Annotated in this window: 14 protein-coding genes; 11 read left to right on the top strand and 3 right to left on the bottom strand. The window is 63.4% G+C overall.

Going from position 1 to position 19,094, the window contains the following annotated elements; all coding sequences use genetic code 11:
• The first annotated feature begins 27 nt into the window (after positions 1-27).
• From BJQ17_RS16105 to BJQ17_RS16065, 9 genes are all read left to right on the top strand, one after another.
• Positions 28-912: a homocysteine S-methyltransferase family protein gene (locus BJQ17_RS16105; RefSeq protein ID WP_019750412.1), complete on the top strand. Its 885-nt coding sequence runs from the start codon at positions 28-30 to the stop codon at positions 910-912.
• Positions 913-1,079: 167 nt separating this feature from the next.
• A complete protein-coding gene (locus BJQ17_RS16100; protein ID WP_070096319.1) occupies positions 1,080-2,351 on the top strand; it encodes a cystathionine gamma-synthase family protein in 1,272 nt (423 codons plus the stop codon).
• A 142-nt stretch (positions 2,352-2,493) separates the two neighbouring features.
• Positions 2,494-3,933, top strand: a complete 1,440-nt coding sequence (locus tag BJQ17_RS16095) for an amino acid permease (protein ID WP_010951918.1) — start codon at positions 2,494-2,496, stop codon at positions 3,931-3,933.
• A 45-nt stretch (positions 3,934-3,978) separates the two neighbouring features.
• Positions 3,979-4,863, top strand: a complete 885-nt coding sequence (locus tag BJQ17_RS16090; RefSeq protein ID WP_014859427.1) for a LysR substrate-binding domain-containing protein — start codon at positions 3,979-3,981, stop codon at positions 4,861-4,863.
• A 24-nt stretch (positions 4,864-4,887) separates the two neighbouring features.
• Positions 4,888-6,276 (top strand): threonine synthase, encoded by a 1,389-nt coding sequence (locus BJQ17_RS16085; protein ID WP_070096318.1) that lies wholly within the window; start codon positions 4,888-4,890, stop codon positions 6,274-6,276.
• Positions 6,273-6,710, top strand: coding sequence for an Lrp/AsnC family transcriptional regulator (locus BJQ17_RS16080; protein WP_010951921.1), 438 nt, complete (start codon positions 6,273-6,275; stop codon positions 6,708-6,710). Before BJQ17_RS16085 ends, BJQ17_RS16080 begins: the two co-directional genes overlap by 4 nt.
• A 198-nt stretch (positions 6,711-6,908) precedes the next feature.
• Positions 6,909-7,952, top strand: coding sequence for a homoserine dehydrogenase (locus tag BJQ17_RS16075; RefSeq protein ID WP_012051145.1), 1,044 nt, complete (start codon positions 6,909-6,911; stop codon positions 7,950-7,952).
• Between the two features lie 12 nt (positions 7,953-7,964).
• The gene (locus tag BJQ17_RS16070; protein WP_070096317.1) at positions 7,965-9,383 is read left to right on the top strand and encodes an aldehyde dehydrogenase family protein; all 1,419 of its coding nucleotides are present in this window, start codon (positions 7,965-7,967) and stop codon (positions 9,381-9,383) included.
• Positions 9,384-9,399: 16 nt separating this feature from the next.
• Complete coding sequence (locus tag BJQ17_RS16065) at positions 9,400-9,747, top strand: RidA family protein (RefSeq protein ID WP_070096316.1); 348 nt, start codon at positions 9,400-9,402, stop codon at positions 9,745-9,747.
• 28 nt (positions 9,748-9,775) lie between these two features.
• Here BJQ17_RS16065 and BJQ17_RS16060 read toward each other — a convergent pair whose 3' ends face one another.
• The 3 genes from BJQ17_RS16060 to BJQ17_RS16050 all read right to left on the bottom strand — a co-directional run bounded on the left by BJQ17_RS16060 (position 9,776) and on the right by BJQ17_RS16050 (position 16,407).
• Positions 9,776-10,729, bottom strand: coding sequence for an arsenic resistance protein (locus BJQ17_RS16060; protein ID WP_070096315.1), 954 nt, complete (start codon positions 10,727-10,729; stop codon positions 9,776-9,778).
• 288 nt (positions 10,730-11,017) lie between these two features.
• Positions 11,018-12,271 (bottom strand): serine hydroxymethyltransferase, encoded by a 1,254-nt coding sequence (glyA, locus tag BJQ17_RS16055; protein WP_003247505.1) that lies wholly within the window; start codon positions 12,269-12,271, stop codon positions 11,018-11,020.
• A gap of 305 nt (positions 12,272-12,576) precedes the next feature.
• Entirely contained in the window at positions 12,577-16,407 is a 3,831-nt protein-coding gene (locus tag BJQ17_RS16050) for an EAL domain-containing protein (protein ID WP_064615048.1), read from the bottom strand.
• 248 nt (positions 16,408-16,655) lie between these two features.
• Between BJQ17_RS16050 and BJQ17_RS16045 the strand changes: the two genes are divergently transcribed.
• Together BJQ17_RS16045 and ettA are read left to right on the top strand one after the other, a co-directional pair.
• Positions 16,656-17,060, top strand: a complete 405-nt coding sequence (locus BJQ17_RS16045) for a hypothetical protein (protein WP_004575714.1) — start codon at positions 16,656-16,658, stop codon at positions 17,058-17,060.
• A gap of 304 nt (positions 17,061-17,364) precedes the next feature.
• The gene (gene ettA, locus BJQ17_RS16040; protein ID WP_003247499.1) at positions 17,365-19,032 is read left to right on the top strand and encodes an energy-dependent translational throttle protein EttA; all 1,668 of its coding nucleotides are present in this window, start codon (positions 17,365-17,367) and stop codon (positions 19,030-19,032) included.
• Positions 19,033-19,094: the final 62 nt, after the last annotated feature.

Genomic DNA, 19,094 nt, shown 5'->3' with positions numbered 1-19,094 from the left:
CAGAGAAGTTATATGGCAGAGCGAACGATGGTAATTCTGGACGGTGGCATGGGCCGAGAGCTGCAGCGCAGCGGTGCACCGTTTCGCCAGCCCGAGTGGTCGGCGCTGGCGCTGAGCGAGGCGCCGGAGGCGGTCGTGGGCGTGCATGCAGCCTTCATCGATGCGGGTGCGCAGGTCATCACCAGCAACAGCTATGCAGTAGTGCCGTTCCACATCGGTGAAGAACGCTTTGCCGCCGAAGGGCGACAGCTGGCCCATATCGCCGGCCAGCTTGCGCGGCACGCGGCAGATAGCGGCGCGCACCCGGTCAGGGTGGCCGGTTCGCTGCCGCCGCTGTTCGGGTCCTACCGCCCCGACCTGTTCCAGCCCGAGCGTGTGGCAGAGGTGCTGACTCCGTTGCTCCAGGGCCTGGCCCCGCATGTTGACCTGTGGCTGGCCGAAACCCAGAGTTCCGTGGCCGAAGTGCGGGCCATTCATAGCCATTTGCCGGCAGACGGCAGGCCGTTCTGGGTGTCCTTCACCCTGCAGGACGAGGACGTCGACGAGGTTCCGCGCCTGCGCTCCGGTGAACCGGTGGCCGACGCCATCGAAGCCGCAGTCAGCCTGGGGGTGGCTGCGGTGTTGTTCAACTGCAGCCAGCCTGAGGTGATCGGCGCCGCCATTGATGTCGCGCGCTCCGTCATCGAGCGGCACAACGCCGAGATTGCCATTGGTGCCTATGCCAACGCCTTCCCACCGCAGCCCAAAGAAGCCACTGCCAACGATGGCCTGGACGAACTGCGCGAAGACCTCGATCCGCCGGGTTACCTGGCATGGGCCAAGGACTGGCGTGCGCGGGGTGCCAGCATGGTCGGCGGTTGCTGTGGCATCGGCCCGGAGCACATCGCCGAGCTGAAGCGTAACCTGGCCTAAGCGCCCACGTGGCCGGGCGGCTTTTGCAGCGCCCGGCCCGCAGCCATTAAAAAAAACGCCAGTCAGACCCGGATTCCATCGTTTTTCAGGCCCCCGCCATCTCCCTATAGTCCGCTGAAGGCCGATGCTGCATCGGTGTACACAACTCAGCTGGGCGGGAAGCGGATATGAACAACAACGAAAAATTCGAGGGCAATGCTGCGGCCGGTGTGGGGACGCGGGTCGTGTGGAGCGGGGAACAGGTACAGCACCCGTACAACGCCACGCAGACCCCGATCGTGGTCAGCGCCGCTTATGGCTATAACGATATCGATGCCTGGTACGACGTGGCGCAGGGCAAGCAGCCGGGCTTCATCTACAGCCGCATGAGCAACCCAACGGTCGCCACGCTGGAAGCAAAACTGGCCGAACTGGAGCAAGCCGAGTCGGCAGTCGCGTTCAGCAGCGGCATGGCGGCCATCAGTGCCGTGCTGCACACCTTCCTGTCCAACGGCAAACGCGTGGTGTCGACCCGCGACAGCTATGGCGGTACCAACAAGATCTTCGAAGAGTTCCTGCCGCGCATGGGCGTGCAAGTGTGCCTGTGCGATACCTTGGACACTGAAGCGCTGGAGCGCGAGATTGCCGCCGGTTGCGACCTGCTGTACCTGGAAACCCCCACCAACCCGACGCTGAAGGTGCTGGACATTCGTCGGCTGAGCGCCGCTGCGCACAAGGTGGGGGCACTGGTGGTGGCCGACAACACCTTTGCCACCCCACTGAACCAGAACCCGCTGGCGCTGGGCGTGGATGTGGTGGTGCACAGCGCAACCAAGTTTCTGTCCGGGCATGGTGACGTGCTGGGTGGGGTGGTGTGCGGCGCGGAGGCGTTGATGGCCCAGGTGCGGCACTACCGGGAAATCAACGGTGCGGCGCTGGACCCGTTCTCGGCCTACCTGATCATCCGCGGTATCAAGACCCTGGCAGTGCGCCTGCGCCAGCAGCAAGCCAGTGCCATGGCGTTGGCCCTTTACCTGAGCACTGAGCCGTTGGTTGAAGCGGTGAACTACCCAGGTTTGCCGGCGCATGCCGGGCATGCCATTGCCAAGGCGCAAATGCGCGGGTTTGGCGCCATTGTCAGCTTCGTGCTGAAAGGCGGCATGCCGACCGTGGCCCGTTTGCTGCCGCGGCTGAAGTATGCCCACCGGGCCGGCAACCTCGGCGCGGTAGAGACCATCTATGGCCCGGCGCGCACCACCAGCCATGTCGAGAACACTTTGGAGGAGCGCCTGGCGCTGGGCATTTCCGAAGGGCTGGTGCGCATTTCAGTGGGCATCGAGGAAACCGATGACCTGCTGGCGGACCTGGCACAGGCCTGTGCATCGGTGCGTGAGGAACTGGCCGTCGCAAAGGAATTGCACGCTGACGCAGACACCTGCCAGCGCCCGGTGCAGGCCTGAGGCTGGCGCGTAGCACCCACCCGTGCGGTGGGTGCCACTTCATGAAGTCGAACAAAAACAATATGCAAGGCAACTCGATTCGCTCTGCCAAGACGAGGTCGTTGCTACGTCCTTGCCCGCCAACTTTCATGAGTAACCCACAATGTCCGTGCAGACAACCACAACTAGAAATGCCTCGGCGCATACCTTCAAGCAGGATATGCAAACCCGCCACATCGTCATGCTGGCACTGGGCGGTGTGATAGGCACCGGCCTGTTTCTCACGTCGGGCTACACCGTTAACCAGGCCGGCCCGTTGGGCGCGGTCATCGCCTACATACTCGGCGCAATCATGGTGTACCTGGTCATGATGTGCCTGGGCGAGCTGGCGGTACACATGCCGGAAGTCGGCTCGTTCAGCAGTTACGCCACGCGTTACCTCGGCCCGGGCACCGGTTACATGGTGGCCTGGATGTACTGGCTGACCTGGACGGTGGCCATCGGCTCCGAATTCACCGCCGCGGGCATCCTGATGGTGCGCTGGTTCCCCGACACGCCGGTATGGATGTGGAGTGCGCTGTTCGGCGCCGCGGTGTTCATCAGCAATATCATTTCGGTGCGATCGTTCGCCGAAACCGAATTCTGGTTGTCACTGGTCAAGGTGTTGGCCGTCATCGCCTTTCTGGTGGTGGGCGGCGGGGCCATTCTGGGTGGCTTCGAGATCCAGCAGGCGCACAGTGCAGGGCTGGGCAATTTCACCCGTGAAGGGTTGTTCCCCACCGGTTTCTGGTCAATTGCCATGACCCTGCTGGCAGTGGCCTTCGCGTTCTCGGGTACCGAGCTGATCGGTATCGCTGCCGGCGAAACCAAAGACCCGGAAAAGAACGTGCCCAAGGCCATTCGCACCACGGTCCTGCGCCTGGCGCTGTTCTTCATCGGCACCATCTTTGTACTGGCCACCTTGCTGCCGCGTGAACAGGCCGGGGTTATTGAAAGCCCGTTCGTGATGGTCTTTGCGATGATTGGTATCCCGTATGCGGCCGATATCATGAACTTCGTCATCATCACCGCGCTGCTGTCTGCCGCCAACTCCGGCCTCTACGCCGCTTCGCGCATGCTCTGGACCCTTAGCGATCAAGGCAACATGCCCCGCCGTTACGCCACGCTGTCGCGCCGCGGCACACCCTTCAATGCAATCGTGCTGAGCATGGCTGGCGGCATGGCTTCGCTGTTGAGCAGTGTGTTTGCCCCCGACACCATCTACCTGGCGCTGGTGTCGATTTCAGGTTTGGCCGTGGTGGTGGTGTGGATCAGCATTGCGGCCAGCCAGATCGCATTCCGCCGTCATTACATCGCCAGCGGCGGCAAGCTCGAGGACCTCAAGTTCCGGGTGCGTGGCTACCCGTTCGTACCACTGGGGGCCATTTTCTGCTGCGTACTGGCCTGCGTCGGCATTGCCTTCGACCCTGCTCAGCGGGTCGCCCTGTACTTCGGCTTGCCCTTCATTGCCTGGTGCTACCTGGCCTATTGGCTGACGTGCAAGTACCGCAGCCGCCGTACGGCCCCGCTGGAAATCGTCGCCCCAGGTTCCGAGGCCGCCTGAGCAGGTGATACTAGGCCACCGGAACCTAGCCACGAGAAGCCGCCGATGACTCAGAAAACCCTGCCCCCCCTGAACTGGCTGAGAGCCTTCGAAGTGTCGGCGCGTTACTTGAACTTCACCCATGCGGCAGAAGAGCTGCACCTTACCCAAGGGGCCGTGAGCCAACAGATTCGTCACCTGGAAAGCCAATTGGGTGTGGCGCTGTTCAAGCGCCTGCCGCGCGGGCTGGGGCTGACCGAAGAAGGGCAGTCCTACCTTCCGGTGGTGCAGGACGCCATCAGCCGCCTTGCGGTCGGCACCAATGAAATCTTCGGGCAACGCCAACGTCGGCCGCTGAAGGTACGGGGCAGCCTGTCGTTCCTGCACTTCTGGCTGGCCCCGCGGCTGGCCGACTTTCGGCGTTCGCACCCGCAGGTGGACATCCGCTACATCAGCAACCTGTGGGTCAAGGAGCTGGATGCCGAAGATGATCTGGAAATCCGCTGGGGTAGCGGGCAGTGGGCCGGGGTAGAGGCGCAGCGCCTGACCCGCGACATGCTGGTGCCGGTGTGCGCACCCGCGCTGCTGGCCGGTTGCCCGCTGCGCGACCCGCGCGACCTGGCCCGTGTGCCGTTGCTGCATGTGCTGGGTTACGAGGAGGGGTGGGGCTACTGGCTGGAGCGGGTCGGCGCCGATCAGGTCGACTCTTCCAGTGGCCTGCAGTTCGACACGCTGGTGTCGACCCTGCGCATGGCGGAGCTGGGGCTCGGGGTGGCGCTGGCACGCTCGTCGCTGGTCGAGGACCTGCTGCAGGAGGGGCGGCTGGTCGCTCCCTTTGCCCAGCGTATCGAGGCAAGCGAGTCGTTTTTCCTGGTACGCGGCCTGGGTGAAGCGTTGTCCCCCGATGCCCAGGCGTTCAGCCATTGGCTGGTGGCCATGGCGCATCGTTAATTTACGTAGCTATCTGGAGCACCGATGCAGTACACATCCACGCGCGGCAACGAGACACGGGTCGATTTCCGCACGGCATTGCTTTCTGGCCTGGCCGACGATGGCGGGCTTTATGTGCCCATCTCGGTGCCGGTGTTCAGCCCACAGGAAATTGCCAGCTGGTCGTGGTTGCCCTTCGACGAACTGGCCTGGCGGGTGATGGCACCGTTTGTCGGCGATACCCTCGACGAGCCTACCCTCAGGGCGCTGGTCAGCGATAGCTATCGCGGGTTCCGCCACCGCGGCATTGCGCCGTTGCAGCAGCTTGGCCATAACGAATGGATCCTGCAGCTTTTCCATGGGCCTACCCGGTCCTCCAAGGACTTTGCCGCGCAGTTGCAGGCGCGTTTTGTCCGGCACTTTCTGGGGGCGGAGTGCGAGCGGGTCATGCTGGTCGGTGCCAGCAACGGCGATACCGCAGTAGCGGCTATCGAAGCGTTGCGGCATTGCCCGGCAGCAGGCTTGCTGGCGCTATACCCCAGCGCAGGCACGCCCGCCGACCGCGCGGCAGTGATGCGCAGCGCCGCGTCCGACAGCGTAAGCTGTGTGGCCGTGGATGGCAGCTTTGACGATTGCCAGTCGCTGGTGTCGGCGCTGCTGCGTGACTGGCCATGCCCCGGGCTGATTCCGGTCAGCTTCAACTCCACCAACTGGGTCGGTGTGCTGGCGCAGATCGTGTTCTATTTCCATGCGGCGCTGCAGCTCGGTGGCGGGATACGCCCGGTCGGGTTCAGCATCCCCACGGCCAGTTTTGCCGAGATCTACGCGGGGTTCATTGCCCAGAAAATGGGCCTGCCGATCAACCAGATCATCGTCTCCACCAACCGCAACGATGCCTTGCACCGGTTCATCCACTGCAACCGCTACAGCCGTGGTTCAACCAGCCAGACCTTGTCACCGGTCATGGACTTTTCGCTGTTCTCCAACCTGGAGCGCTTCGTCTGGGAACTGTATGACCGCGATGGCGGGGCAACCCGGGCACTGATGGAGCACTTCGAGGCGTGTGGCGAGCTGAGCATCGGCAACCGCCAGTGGTTGCATGCGCGCATGCTGTTCGACTCCTATGCCGTGGACGACGTGCTGATTCGCGAAGAAATTGTCACGCTGTTCCACGAAACGGGCAGCGCAGTAGACCCTCATGCCGCGACAGGGGTATTCGCCGGGCGCCTGCACCGGCGCAACATCGGTGCGCCCATCGTCACGCTGGGGCAGTTTGCCCCCGAAAAGTCTGCCGGGCTGCTGGCGGAGCTGGGGGCCTGGCACGGTGAGGTGCCCGCCGGCGCGGTCGGCACAGCGGGTGATGGGCCGCTGTTGGCAGCTGACGACCTGGCCGGTGTTCATGCCTTGTTGGCCCGGTTGCAGGCTGGGCGATGAAGCGCATCCTCGACCCCCTGGACGAGCGCATTCTCGCCGAGCTCACCGCCAATGCGCGTATTGCCCACGCCGAGTTGGGGTTGAAGGTGAACCTGTCGCGCAATGCGGTACGCCAGCGCATCGAGCGGCTGGAGCGCGACGGCGCCATTCAGGGTTATACCCTGCGCATCGGTGAGGGCAGACGGCCGGCGTCGTTGATCAATGCGGTGATCTTCGTCTACCGCTATGACCGCATGCGCGGTGAGGCGGTACTCGATGCGCTGCGCCAGATCCCCGAGGTGATCCAGTGTGAAGTGCTCAGCGGCGAGTTCGACCTGATGTTGCGCGTCGAGGCCTCCAGCCCGGAGCGGGTGCACCATGTGTGGAAGGAAATCGCTGCCATGCCCGGGGTGGAGAACACGGTGACTTCGTTCGTCCTGGCCGCGGTGGTCTGAACCGCGTCTTTGCATTGGCTAGCACAACGCCGCCTGGGTTCGCGCCCAGGCGGCGTTGTGCGTTTTGCCCTGGCGCAGGTGCGCGCTTTGCACTGGCCAGATTGGCCAATAAATACAGCGGATTGCCATATTCAACTGGCAGTGCACGGCTCTTACGCTAGTCCTCATCGACCCACTGCCTGGACAGGACAGCAAACCATGACCGAATACAAAATTGCACTCGTTGGCTTTGGTGGCGTTAACCGCGCGCTTGCCCAACTGATCGCCGAACGCAATGCGCGCTGGCAGCACGAGTTGGGCTTTGGCCTGAAAATCGTTGGTGTCACCGACTTGTTCCTGGGGTCGGTGATCGACCGCGACGGCCTGGATGCCGCCATGCTGGCCGCGCTGCCGGCCCAGAAGGGCGCGCTGGCGCAAATCCCTCAAGGTTCGGCCGAGGCGTTCAATGAGGCGGTGATCAAGCAATCAGGCGCCGACATCATCGCCGAGGCCACATTCACCAACCCCAAGGACGGTGAGCCGGCGGCAACCTTCTGCCGCTGGGCGCTGGAGGCGGGCAAGCACGTGGTCACCACCAACAAGGGGCCGATTGCCTTGCATGCCCAGGCGCTCAAGGCCTTGGCCAAGGCCAACAATGTGTCGTTCGAATACGAAGGCGCCGTCATGAGCGGCACACCGGTGCTGCGCATGGCGCGCCAGACCCTGGCGGGCGCGGGCCTGGTAGGTTTCGAGGGCATTCTCAACGGTACCTCTAACTATGTGCTCACGCGCATGGAGGAAGGGCTTGGCTTCGACGAGGCGGTGGCCCAGGCACAAGCGCTGGGCTTTGCCGAGGCTGACCCGACCGCCGATGTGGAAGGCCATGACGTACGCCTGAAGGTGGTGATCCTCGCCAATGAGTTGCTCGGCGCCTGTTTGCAGGTGGGTGATGTGGCCTGCAGCGGTATCAGTGCCATCGACAGCGCAGCTATCGAGCGGGCACAGGCGGCGGGCGAGCGCTGGAAGCTGATCGGCAGCGCCCGCCGTGAAGCTGACGGCTCGGTGCGAGCCAGCGTCGAAGCGAAGCTGTTGCCTGGCCATCACCCTTTGGCGGGTATTTCAGGCGCCACCAATGCGCTGGCGTTCGACACCGAGTTGCTGGGGGCTGTAACCGTGTCCGGCCCGGGGGCGGGGCGCATCGAAACGGCTTTTGCCCTGCTGTCGGACATTGTCGCCATTCACACCGCCGGCCATTCGGCCTGAGGAGCAACGTTCATGAGCCTGACTTCCGTATCGCGGGCGCTTGTTCAGCAACCCGCCTTGATCGATGTGTACAACCCCTTCGATGGCAGCCTGGTTGGCAGCGTCGACAACCTCGGTGCAGAAGCGGTGCCTGCCTTGCTCGCCCGTGCCCGTCAGGGGGGGCGTGAAAGTGCGGCGCTGCCCCGGCACCGCCGGGCCGCTATTCTGGAGCACGCCGCTCAGCTCATTGAACGGGATGCGGCAGACTTTGCCGGCCTGATCGTCGATGAAGCGGGCAAGACCCTGCGCCAGGCCGAAAAAGAGGTCAAACGCTGCATCAACACGCTCAAGCTGTCTGCCGAAGAGGCGCGGCGCAACGCCGGTGAGGTGGTGCCTTTCGATGCCTATGAAGGCTCCGAATCGCGTCAGGGCTGGTTCACCCGCGAGCCGTTGGGGTTGATCCTGGCCATTACCCCGTACAACGACCCGCTCAACCTGGTGGCGCACAAGCTGGGGCCAGCACTTGCAGGGGGCAATGCGGTCATTCTGAAACCCTCGGAGTTGGCCCCTCTTTCTGCCCTGAAACTGGTGCAGTACCTGGTGGAGGCAGGGTTGCCGGAGGCCGTCGTCACCGTAGCCACAGGGGGCGCCGAACTGGGCAAGGCGCTGGTGGCTGTGCGTGAGGTGCGCATGGTTTCCTTTACGGGCGGTTTCGCGACGGGCGAAAAGATTGCGCACGGGGCTGGCTTGAAAAAACTTGCCATGGACCTTGGCGGCAACGCCCCGGTGCTGGTGCTCAAGGACTGCGACCTTGAAGCCACGGTCGAGTCGTGTGTGTCGGGCGCGTTCTGGGCCGCCGGGCAGAACTGCATCGGCACCCAGCGCATTCTCGTGGATGCCTCGATCTACGAGGCGTTTCGTGCACGCTTTGTGGCATTGACCCAGGCGATGGTCTGGGGCGATCCGGGCCGGCGCGAAACCGACATGGGGCCGATGATCACCGAAGCGGCTGCACGGCAGATCGAAGCACGCGTCAACCAGGCGCTTGAGGGTGGTGCCCGCCTGCTCTGCGGCCACCAGCGTCAGGGTGCGGTCTATGCGCCGACAGTGCTCGAAAGCGTTGACCCCGTCAGCCGGCTGTGGCTCGAAGAGGTTTTTGCGCCGGTGGTGATGCTGGCGCCCTTCGAGACTGTAGAGCAGGCGATAGCGCTGGCCAATGCCCCGGAGTACAGCTTGCATGCCGGTGTGTTCACCCGCGACCTGTCGCTGGCGTTGAGCCTGGCCCGGCGTATCGAGGCCGGCGGTGTAATGATCAACGACTCTTCCGACTACCGCTTCGATGCCATGCCATTTGGTGGGGCCAAGTATGGGAGTCTTGGGCGTGAGGGGGTGCGGTTCGCCTACGAGGACATGACCCAACCCAAAGTCGTCTGTTTCAACCAGATGGGTTGAGGGGGAGGGCACCTCGATGATCACTCGCTACGGATCAAGCGCGCGGATGTCACTGGCGGTCAGTTACAGGGGCCTGTTTGAAACGGCAGGCATCGTGGCGGATGACCTGCAACAGGATGTGCAGGGGCAGTTGCGTCAGGCGCTGAGCGTGATCGACGGCCTGATGGTGCAAGCCAACGTCGGCAAGGCGCAGCTGACGCGGGTTCAGATGTGGCTTGCCGACTACCGCCACTTCGACCTGGTCAACGAAGTGTACGACGCCTGGTTGCAAGGCTTTGCAAAACCGGTGCGGGCCTGCGTGGGCGCCGCCCTGGGGGCTGGCTACCTGGTAGAGGTGCAGGTGTTCGCTGTGTGCCCCGAATAGCCCTTTTCTCTATGACGAGTACCACGGGTCAACGCACAAACCGTGGTACCGCCCGTACATAGATCAGTTCGCTCACCAGCTCTACCAGGGTTTGCGTGATCACGGCTGCCGCCGCCAACCCGCGCATCTCTTCTGGCAGCGCCAGCGCCAGCGGCAGCACCACCAGCGAGTTGCGCGTGGCTGCGCTGAAGGTCACCGAGCGTGCCTCGCTGGCCGGCAGGCGCAGCAGGCGCGCACAGATGAAGCCGAGCACCGGCGCCAGCAGCATGAAGCCGATGTATACCGGAACCACCGGCAGCAAACGGTCGAAATCACGCAGTACCACGGCAATCTGCGAAGCGATCACCACCATCAGCACCAAGGCCATCGCCGGCACCGGCAACCACGCCCAGGCGTCGTTCCATGTCGCGATTGCGCGCGAGCGCCGGGCACCGGCGCTGGTGAGTACCGCGAGGGCCATCGGCAACACGATCAACAGCACGAAGGCTTCCAGGAACGGGGTGATGGAGATTGCCACCTGGCTGCTGCCACCCAGCATCAGGGCCAGGTACACCGGCAGCAGCACCAGTTGCGCCAGCAATAACAGGGGGGTTGCGGCCAGTGTCAGGCGTGAGTCGCCTTTGCCAATGTGGGTGAACACCACCACGTAGTCGATGCAGGGCGTAAGCAGCACCAGCAAGGCACCGACGAGGATCGCCGGGTGTTCCACCAGCCCGCGGGTGATGGCCCAGACAAGCAGCGGAACGAGCATGAAATTGGCCAGTAGCAGGGCCGTGATGAAGCGGCGGTTACCCAGGCCCTGGCGCAGGTCGAGGAAGGGTATTTGCAGGAACATCGCGTACATCAACACGGCGATGGCGGGAGTGATCAGGGCTTCCAGATGCCGTGCGCTGTGGCTGGCCATCAAGCCGAAGGCAACGGCTGCGAGCACGGCAGCGAAGTAGATCGGGATCTGGTGGGTCTCGAGTTGTTCTCTGGTCAAGGTGTGGCCTGTGCGGTGATCAACTGGGAACGCGGTCTTTGTGGGAGCGACCTTGCGTCGCGATAGGGCCGCAAAGCGGCCCCTGCAATCTATGCATGATGCCGCGATCCTGGGGCCGCTGCGCGGCCCTATCGCGACGCAAGGCCGCTCCCACAGGGATCGCGCCAGCTTTTACAAATTGAGCAAGACAGTTGCTCCTCCAAAGAGCAGCAGTGCGTGTGAAACAAACGAAATCAAACGAAAAAGCCCGGCACTGGGCCGGGCTTTTTCACTTCAGGCAAGCGCCAATCAGTTGCCGTAAACCGGCAGCTTCTTGCAGATGGCCTTGACCTTCTCACGGACGGCGTCGATCACCGCTTCGTTGTTCAGGTCGGCCAGGATGTCGCAGATCCAGCCGGCCAGTTCCTTGCACTCGGCTTCCTTGAAACCACGGGTGGTCACGGCTGGGGTGCCGAAACGCAGGCCCGAGGTGACGAACGGCGAACGCGGGTCGTTCGGTACCGAGTTCTTGTTGACGGTGATGAAGGCTTTGCCCAGTGCGGCGTCAGCATCCTTACCGGAGATTTCCTGCTTGATCAGCGACAGCAGGAACAGGTGGTTCTGGGTGCCACCGGAAACCACGTCGAAACCGCGCTCGATGAACACGCTGGCCATGGCCTGGGCGTTCTTCACGACCTGCTGCTGGTAAGCCTTGAACTCTGGCTGCAGGGCTTCCTTGAAGCAGATGGCCTTGGCCGCGATGACGTGCTCCAGCGGGCCGCCCTGGGCGCCCGGGAAGACGGCGGAGTTCAGCTTCTTCTCGATGTCGGCGTTGGCACGGGCCAGGATTAGGCCGCCGCGCGGGCCGCGCAGGGTCTTGTGGGTGGTGGTGGTGACCACGTCGGCGAACGGAACAGGGTTCGGGTACACGCCAGCGGCAACCAGGCCGGCAACGTGGGCCATGTCGACGAACAGGTAGGCACCGACCTTGTCGGCGATGGCGCGGAAGCGGGCGAAGTCCAGAACCTGCGAGTAGGCCGAGAAGCCGGCAACGATCATCTTGGGCTTGTGCTCGACAGCCAGGCGCTCGACTTCGTCGTAGTCGATCAGGCCGTTGCCGTCGATGCCGTACTGGATGGCGTTGTACAGCTTGCCCGAGGAGCTTACCGAAGCACCGTGGGTCAGGTGGCCACCGTGTGCCAGGCTCATGCCCAGGATGGTGTCACCGGCCGACAGCAGGGCCAGGTAGACGGCAGCGTTGGCCTGGGAGCCAGCGTGCGGCTGTACGTTGGCGTAGTCGGCGCCGAACAGCTCCTTGGCACGGTCGATGGCCAGTTGCTCGACGACGTCGACGTACTCGCAACCGCCGTAGTAGCGCTTGCCTGGGTAGCCTTCGGCGTACTTGTTGGTCAGGACCGAGCCCTGGGCTTCCATGACTGCCGGGCTGGTGTAGTTTTCCGAAGCGATCAGCTCGATATGCTCTTCCTGGCGCAGAGCTTCTTGCTGCATGGCTTCGAAGAGCTCGGCGTCGTACTTGGCAATGGTCAAATCACGGCTGAACATGGCGGTCCTCAAGGATCGGGGTAATTTGGGTGTGCATTCTAACCGATTGATTCGCGGCTGGCATATGAAGTGGCGTCAAGTCGCAGACCAATGGGCTTCATCTTGCATCCCGCGCCGTTTCTGGGCTGGGCGGGGGCAGGAGTTGACCTGGAAGTCCGCTTTTTATGCAGGATTGTGTCGCGACACCGTACGTGTAGGCGCGGGTTTACCCGCGAAGAAGCCGGCGCGGTAGATGGCACCGGCTTCGCCGGTGTTCGCGGGTAAACCCGGTCCTACCGGGACCTTGCGAGCAGGCAGCGTGCGGGTCAATGGAACATGAACAAGGTCTCGTTGGAGAATTGCGCCTCGAACTGATGCGCCGGCATCGGCCGCCCGAACAGATAGCCCTGCACCTCGTCGCAACCATGCTCGCGCAGAAACTCCAGCTGTTCGTGGGTTTCCACGCCCTCGGCGATGACTGCCAGGTTGAGGCTGTGGGCCATGGCGATGATCGCCCGGGCAATCTGCGCGTCCTGCTCGCCTTCGGGCAGGCCGTCGACGAAGGTACGGTCGATCTTCAGGACGTCGATGGGGAACTGCTTGAGGTAGTTGAGCGACGAGTAGCCGGTGCCGAAGTCGTCTACCGCAATGCTCAGGCCGAGGTTCTTCAGGCTGGCAAGAATCTGCAGCGCCTCGTTCACCTCACGCATCAGGATACTTTCGGTCAACTCCAGTTCCAGGCACGCCGGCGGCAGGCCGCTTTCTTCCAGGATGTTGGCAATCCGCGTGCCCAGTTGGCCGTCTGAGAACTGCCGCGCCGAAATATTCACCGACACTTTCGGCACTCGCACCTTGGCCTTGTGCCAGGCCTTGAGCTGGCGGCTGGCCTCGCGCAGCACCCAGTCGCCCACGTCCACCACCAGGCCCAGTTCTTCGATCACCGGGATGAAGTCACCCGGCGGCACCAGGCCACGGGTTGGGTGACGCCAGCGCAGCAGCGCTTCGGCGCCCGTCAGGCGCTTGCCGTCGCCGCTGAACTGCGGCTGGTAGTAGAGGATGAACTCGTTCTGCTCCATGGCATGGCGCAGGTCGCTTTCCAGCTCCAGACGCTCCAGGGCGCTGGCGTTCATTTCGGCCTGGTAGAACTGGAAGTTGTTCTTGCCGCGCTCCTTGGCGTGGTACATGGCGGTGTCGGCGTTCTTCATCAGTTGGCTCAGCTCACTGCCATCCTGCGGGCTGAGGGCGATGCCGATGCTGGCGGTGACGAAGAACTCGCGGTTTTCCAGCACGAACGGCCGCACCAGGCTGCCGAGGATGTTCTCGGCCACGTGGATGGCGCGGTTCAGGGCCATTTCGCGGGTGGGGCGCGGCTGCAGCAGCAGGGTGAACTCGTCGCCGCCCATGCGTGCCACCGTGTCGTCGTCATCCACGCAGGCCAGCAGGCGCAGGGCCATGTCCTTGAGCATGCGGTCGCCGGCCGCATGGCCGAGGGAGTCGTTGATCGGTTTGAAGCGGTCTAGGTCGAGGAACATCAGCACCACCCAGGCCTTCTGCCGCTCGGCCTGCTGCAGGGCATTGTACAAACGGTCCTGGAACAGTGTGCGGTTGGGCAGGTGGGTAAGGGCGTCGTAGTAGGCCAGGCGGTGGATGCGCTGTTCGCTGGCCTTGCGTTCGCTGATGTCGGTGAAGAAGCACACGTAGCTGGCCAGGTCGCCTTCGTCGTCCAGTACCGCAGTGATGCCGACCCAGGCCGGGTAGTGGTCGCCGTCACGGCGCTTGAGCCACACCTCACCTTCCCAGCTGCCGCGCTGGTGCAGTTGCTTGACCACATAGCGCAGGTGGCCTTCCTGCTGTTCGTCGACAGTGAGCATGCCCGGCAATTGGTCGAGCACTTCACTGACGGCGTAACCGCTGACGCGGCTGAACGCCTCGTTGGCCTGGACGATATAGCCGGCCGGGTCGGTGATGAGGATCGCCGACGTGGAATGTTCGAATACGGTCGCGGCCATGCGCAGGTCTTTTTCGGCACGACGTTGCTGGCTGATGTCGCGGCCCACCCCGAGTACGCCTTCGAAGCGCTGGTCATCGTCCCACACCAGCACCAGGCGCAGCTCGATCGGGATCTTGCGGCCATCGGCACGCAGGCAGTCGAACAGGAACAGTTGGGTGGGTAACTGGCTGCACAGTTGCGCCATCTGCGCCGGATCGCCCATGGCCTTGCTGACACGCTCCATCAGGCTGTAGACTCCGGTGAGCTGGGCCGGGTTGGCGACGATCGACTGCCAGCCGTTGGCGAAGATCCAGTCGGCCTGGTAGCCCAGCACGCTCTGTACCGAGGGGCTGACATAGTTGAGCTTGAGCTGGTTGTCGGTGGAAAAGATCACGTCACTGATGCTTTCGGCGAGCATGCGGTAGCGTTGCTCGCTGTCACGTAGCGACTGGCTGGCCTCGATCTGAACGGTCACATCCTTGCCCACACCGATGATGCGCGTCACCAGGCCTTCGGCGTTGCGGGTCAGCACTTGCTCGCGGATGTCGTAGCAGCGCCAGCTTCCGTCGCGGTGGCGGAAGCGCAGCTGGCAGTGCAGCGGTTGGTCATGACCGCTGTCGCGCTGTTGCTGGCGCAGTGCCTGGTAGTGTGCGGCGTCCTCGGGGTGCAGCAGCAGCTCCCAGAAGCGGTCGCCCATCTGTGCCAGCTCGGTGCGGTCGTAGCCCAGGGTCTGGCCGAGGTGGCGGTTGCTGAAGATCATCCGCTGGCTGGGCACATCCTGCACATACAACTGGTCGGGTACGGTGCGTACCACGTCCGACCAGAAGCTTTCGCGTTCCAGTAGCGACAGCTCCACCTGTTTGCGGCTGGTGATATCGCTGATGCTGAGGATCACCGCCTGGTGATCACGACGCTGCAGCGGCAGGCGGGCCATCAGCCAAAGGTGCAGCTCGTCGCCCTGCGGTGTCGGCAAGCGCACTTCCAGCTCCAGCAGCGGGCGTTGTTCGATCAGTGCGTCGATCAGTTGCATGCCGACGCTGTCTCGGCTGTCGCCAGTGCCATTGATCAGCCGCTGCCAGGCACCTTCGTGGCAGTCGATGTTCAGCAGCTGGCGCGCCACTTGGTTGACCTCGGTGATCTTCAGCTCCAGCAGCAGCGAGCGGCGCAGGTTCGGGTCCAGCGCCAGGCTGTGCTTGAGTGCGGCCCGGTTACGCAGGTGGTAGCGATCGAGCTGGCCAGGCAGGCTGGACAGGTCGAGCACGCACAGGGCAACGCCGGTGCCTTCAAAAATTTCCTGATAACGCCGACGGTCTTCCTGCAGCGCCCGCTGGCGGCGACGCATGTTGATCAGCGCCAGCACCGGCAGCAGGGCGCAGAACAGCACCAGTAGGCACTTGCCGAACAGCGCCGGCAATAATTTTTGTCGGGCCAGTTTGGCGTCGAACAGACCGCGTAGCTGCCAGGTGCTGTTTTCGATAAAGGCCAGCATCACGCTTTGCAGCGGCTCGTCGCTGGTGTCGGTTGCGGTATGGCGCTGCAGCACCTCGCCGCTGCGGCTGTTTTCCAGCAGCCACTGCGGGTGGCCACTGCCCTCGAGGTGGAGGGTAAGCTCGCGGTAATAGTCCGGTGACAGGCGCAGTAGCCAGTAGCCGCTACCCTGTGAGGCATCCTGGCGCAGCAACAGGTACAGGATGTGGTTGTCGGCCGAATTGGTGAAGAAGTACGGGCGTCCCTGGCTCAGCACGAGCAACTCGTCAAGCGACTGGCGGTCGGGGCTGCCGGCCAGGCTGTCGGCGCGTAGCTGCCCTGTGTTGTTCAGCCAGGCCATGCTCTGCAGGGCGGGGAGGCGCTCGCGCAGGGTACCGAGCAGGCTGGGCAGGGCGGCAGGTGTTGGTGCATCAAGGTAGGGTTGCACCACGTTTACGGCCTGTTGCGCCTTGAGCGCCATGTTCAGGCTCAGATGGTCGGCCAGTTCCGCGGAGGCGTCCAGGCTCTGTTTGCGCAATTCGGCCTGGGTATGATTGAACTGGGCGAACAGCTGCCACAGCAGCAGGCCCAGCAGGATCAGGGCCAGCAGCGCCAGCGCACCCTTGATCGACCCGCGCAGGATAGTTGCGGGTGCTTGTGGGGCGGAACGCAATGACGACGGATGAGTAAGGTTGGTCAAGCGTTGATCCTGCGATTGGGCTGGCGATGGCAGGGAATGATCGTGCACGGAGCGTGCCGGCGCCGGGCTTGCGCACCGCGGTGGCGCACTATAAAGCCGGACACCCGAAACCGGCTAGCATGCCTCGGATTATGGCGAAGTGCCAGCCATGTTGACCGGTGGTGGCTGCCCGGTGGTTCGGCAAGCCCCTGTAACCTGTGCGAGAATAGCGCCCGCTATACATGACAACGCATCGGAGATGTTCGCTTTTGGTTACTCACTTTTCCTCCAATGGCCTCGATTCCGCCTGCGGGCGCAGCAGTCAGACCCTTGTCAGTACTGCCGTGACCGAGGACGTATCCTGCAAGTCTTGCCAGCGTTCGCTGGGCAAACCCGAGGCGGCCGCTGCCGCCAAAAGCAAGGCCCCATCGCTGGCTGAACTGCGCAAGACCGCCAAGGTGGCAGCAGAGCCGGCTGTTGCAGTACCGGCGGTCAAGCCGGCAGCCAAGGTGGTCAGCACTGCGCCTGCACCTGGCAAACCGGCCAAGGCGGCCGAGCAGCACCCTGCCCGCAGCGGCGGCTTCAGCGTGAAGTCCGCCTGGGCCGCACGCCTGGCCGAGCAGGGCGACCGTTGCCGCTTGCCGCGGGGCAAGGCCAAGCAGCGTCACGTCTGAGCCTCTTCGGCTGCTGTGCCGGCCCTTTCGCGGGCTCGCCCGCTCCCACAGGAATCGTGGATTCTTCAGACTCTGTGGTGACTCTGTGGGAGCGGGCATGCCCGCGAAGAGGCCGGCACAGGCAATGAATTCATCCCAGGGACCGCACTGATCACACCCCACCATCGGCCCCTCCTATGCAACGCCGCGCGTTGGCGTAGAATGGTCGACTTTGTTCAATGACACCCCGTAAACACATCCCACTGGCCACCGCGTGCCGGGGCGATCGGCGATGTCTTTACCTATCTGATTAGAGGGCTTGGTTTTGGCTCAATACGTCTACACCATGCATCGGCTGAGCAAGGTCGTGCCGCCGAAGCGGGAAATTCTCAAGAACATTTCCCTGTCGTTCTTCCCTGGCGCCAAGATTGGCGTACTTGGCCTGAACGGCGCCGGTAAATCGACCCTGCTGCGGATCATGGCGGGCGTCGACAAGGAATTCGACGGCGAAGCCCGTCCGATGCCCGACATCAACGTGGGTTACCTGCCACAGGAACCGCAACTGGACCCAACCAAGACCGTGCGTGAAGTGGTCGAGGAAGCGGTCAGCGTAATCAAGGACGCCCAGGCCCGCCTGGACGAGGTCTACGCGGCCTACGCCGAGCCGGATGCCGACTTCGACAAGCTGGCCGCCGAGCAGGCCAAGCTGGAAGCCATCCTGCAGGCCGCTGATGGCCACAACCTGGAGCGCCAGCTGGACGTCGCTGCCGACGCCCTGCGCCTGCCCGCCTGGGATGCGCGCATCGAACACCTGTCCGGTGGTGAGAAGCGCCGTGTGGCCCTGTGCCGCCTGCTGCTGTCGGCCCCCGACATGCTGCTGCTCGACGAACCCACCAACCACCTGGACGCCGACTCGGTGGCCTGGCTGGAGCGCTTCCTGCACGACTTCCCGGGTACCGTGGTAGCCATTACCCACGACCGTTACTTCCTCGACAACGTCGCCGGCTGGATCCTGGAGCTGGACCGCGGCGCCGGCATCCCGTACGAAGGCAACTACTCGGGCTGGCTGGAAGCCAAGTCGGAGCGTCTGGCGCAGGAATCCAAGCAGCAGAGCGCCCACGAGAAGGCCATGAAAGAGGAACTGGAGTGGGTGCGCAAAGGCGCCAAAGCGCGCCAGTCCAAATCCAAGGCCCGTCTGCAGCGCTTTGAAGAAATGCAGTCGCAGGAATTCCAGAAGCGCAGCGAAACCAACGAAATCTACATCCCGGCCGGCCCGCGCCTGGGTGACAAGGTTATCGAGTTCAAGAACGTCACCAAGGGCTACGGTGACCGTGTGCTGATCGACAACCTGTCGTTCGCCATGCCCAAAGGTGCCATCGTGGGCGTTATCGGTGGTAACGGTGCCGGTAAGTCGACCCTGTTCCGCATGTTGATGGGCAAGGAGCAGCCGGACTCGGGCAGCATCGAGATCGGTGAAACCGTGCAGTTGGCCTGTGTTGACCAGAGCCGCGAGGACCTGGACGGCGCCAAGACCGTGTTCCAGCAGATCTCCGACGGTTCCGACCAGATCCGCATCGGCAACTACGAGATCCCTTCGCGTACCTACGTTGGCCGCTTCAACTTCAAAGGTGGCGATCAGCAGAAGTTCGTCAAGGACCTGTCCGGTGGTGAGCGTGGCCGCCTGCACCTGGCCCTGACCCTGAAGGAAGGCGGTAACGTTCTGCTGCTCGACGAACCGTCCAACGACCTCGACGTCGAAACCTTGCGTTCGCTGGAAGAAGCCCTGCTGGACTTCCCGGGCGCCGCGATCGTGATTTCCCACGACCGTTGGTTCCTGGACCGTGTGGCTACTCACATCCTGGCGTACGAAGACGACTCGAATGTGGTGTTCTTCGAAGGTAACTACACCGAGTACGAAGCCGACCGCAAGAAGCGTCTGGGTGATGCAGCAGCCCAGCCGCACCGTGTACGGCACAAGAAACTGGCCCAGTAAGCTGGTTTTCTGATGCACAAGAATGGGGCCCCAAGGGGCCCCATTTTTGTGCCTGGCGGACC

The sequence above is a fragment of the Pseudomonas sp. NBRC 111139 genome (genome assembly GCF_001753955.1).
Taxonomy (GTDB): domain Bacteria; phylum Pseudomonadota; class Gammaproteobacteria; order Pseudomonadales; family Pseudomonadaceae; genus Aquipseudomonas; species Aquipseudomonas alloputida.
This window is presented reverse-complemented; position numbering and strand designations above follow the sequence as displayed.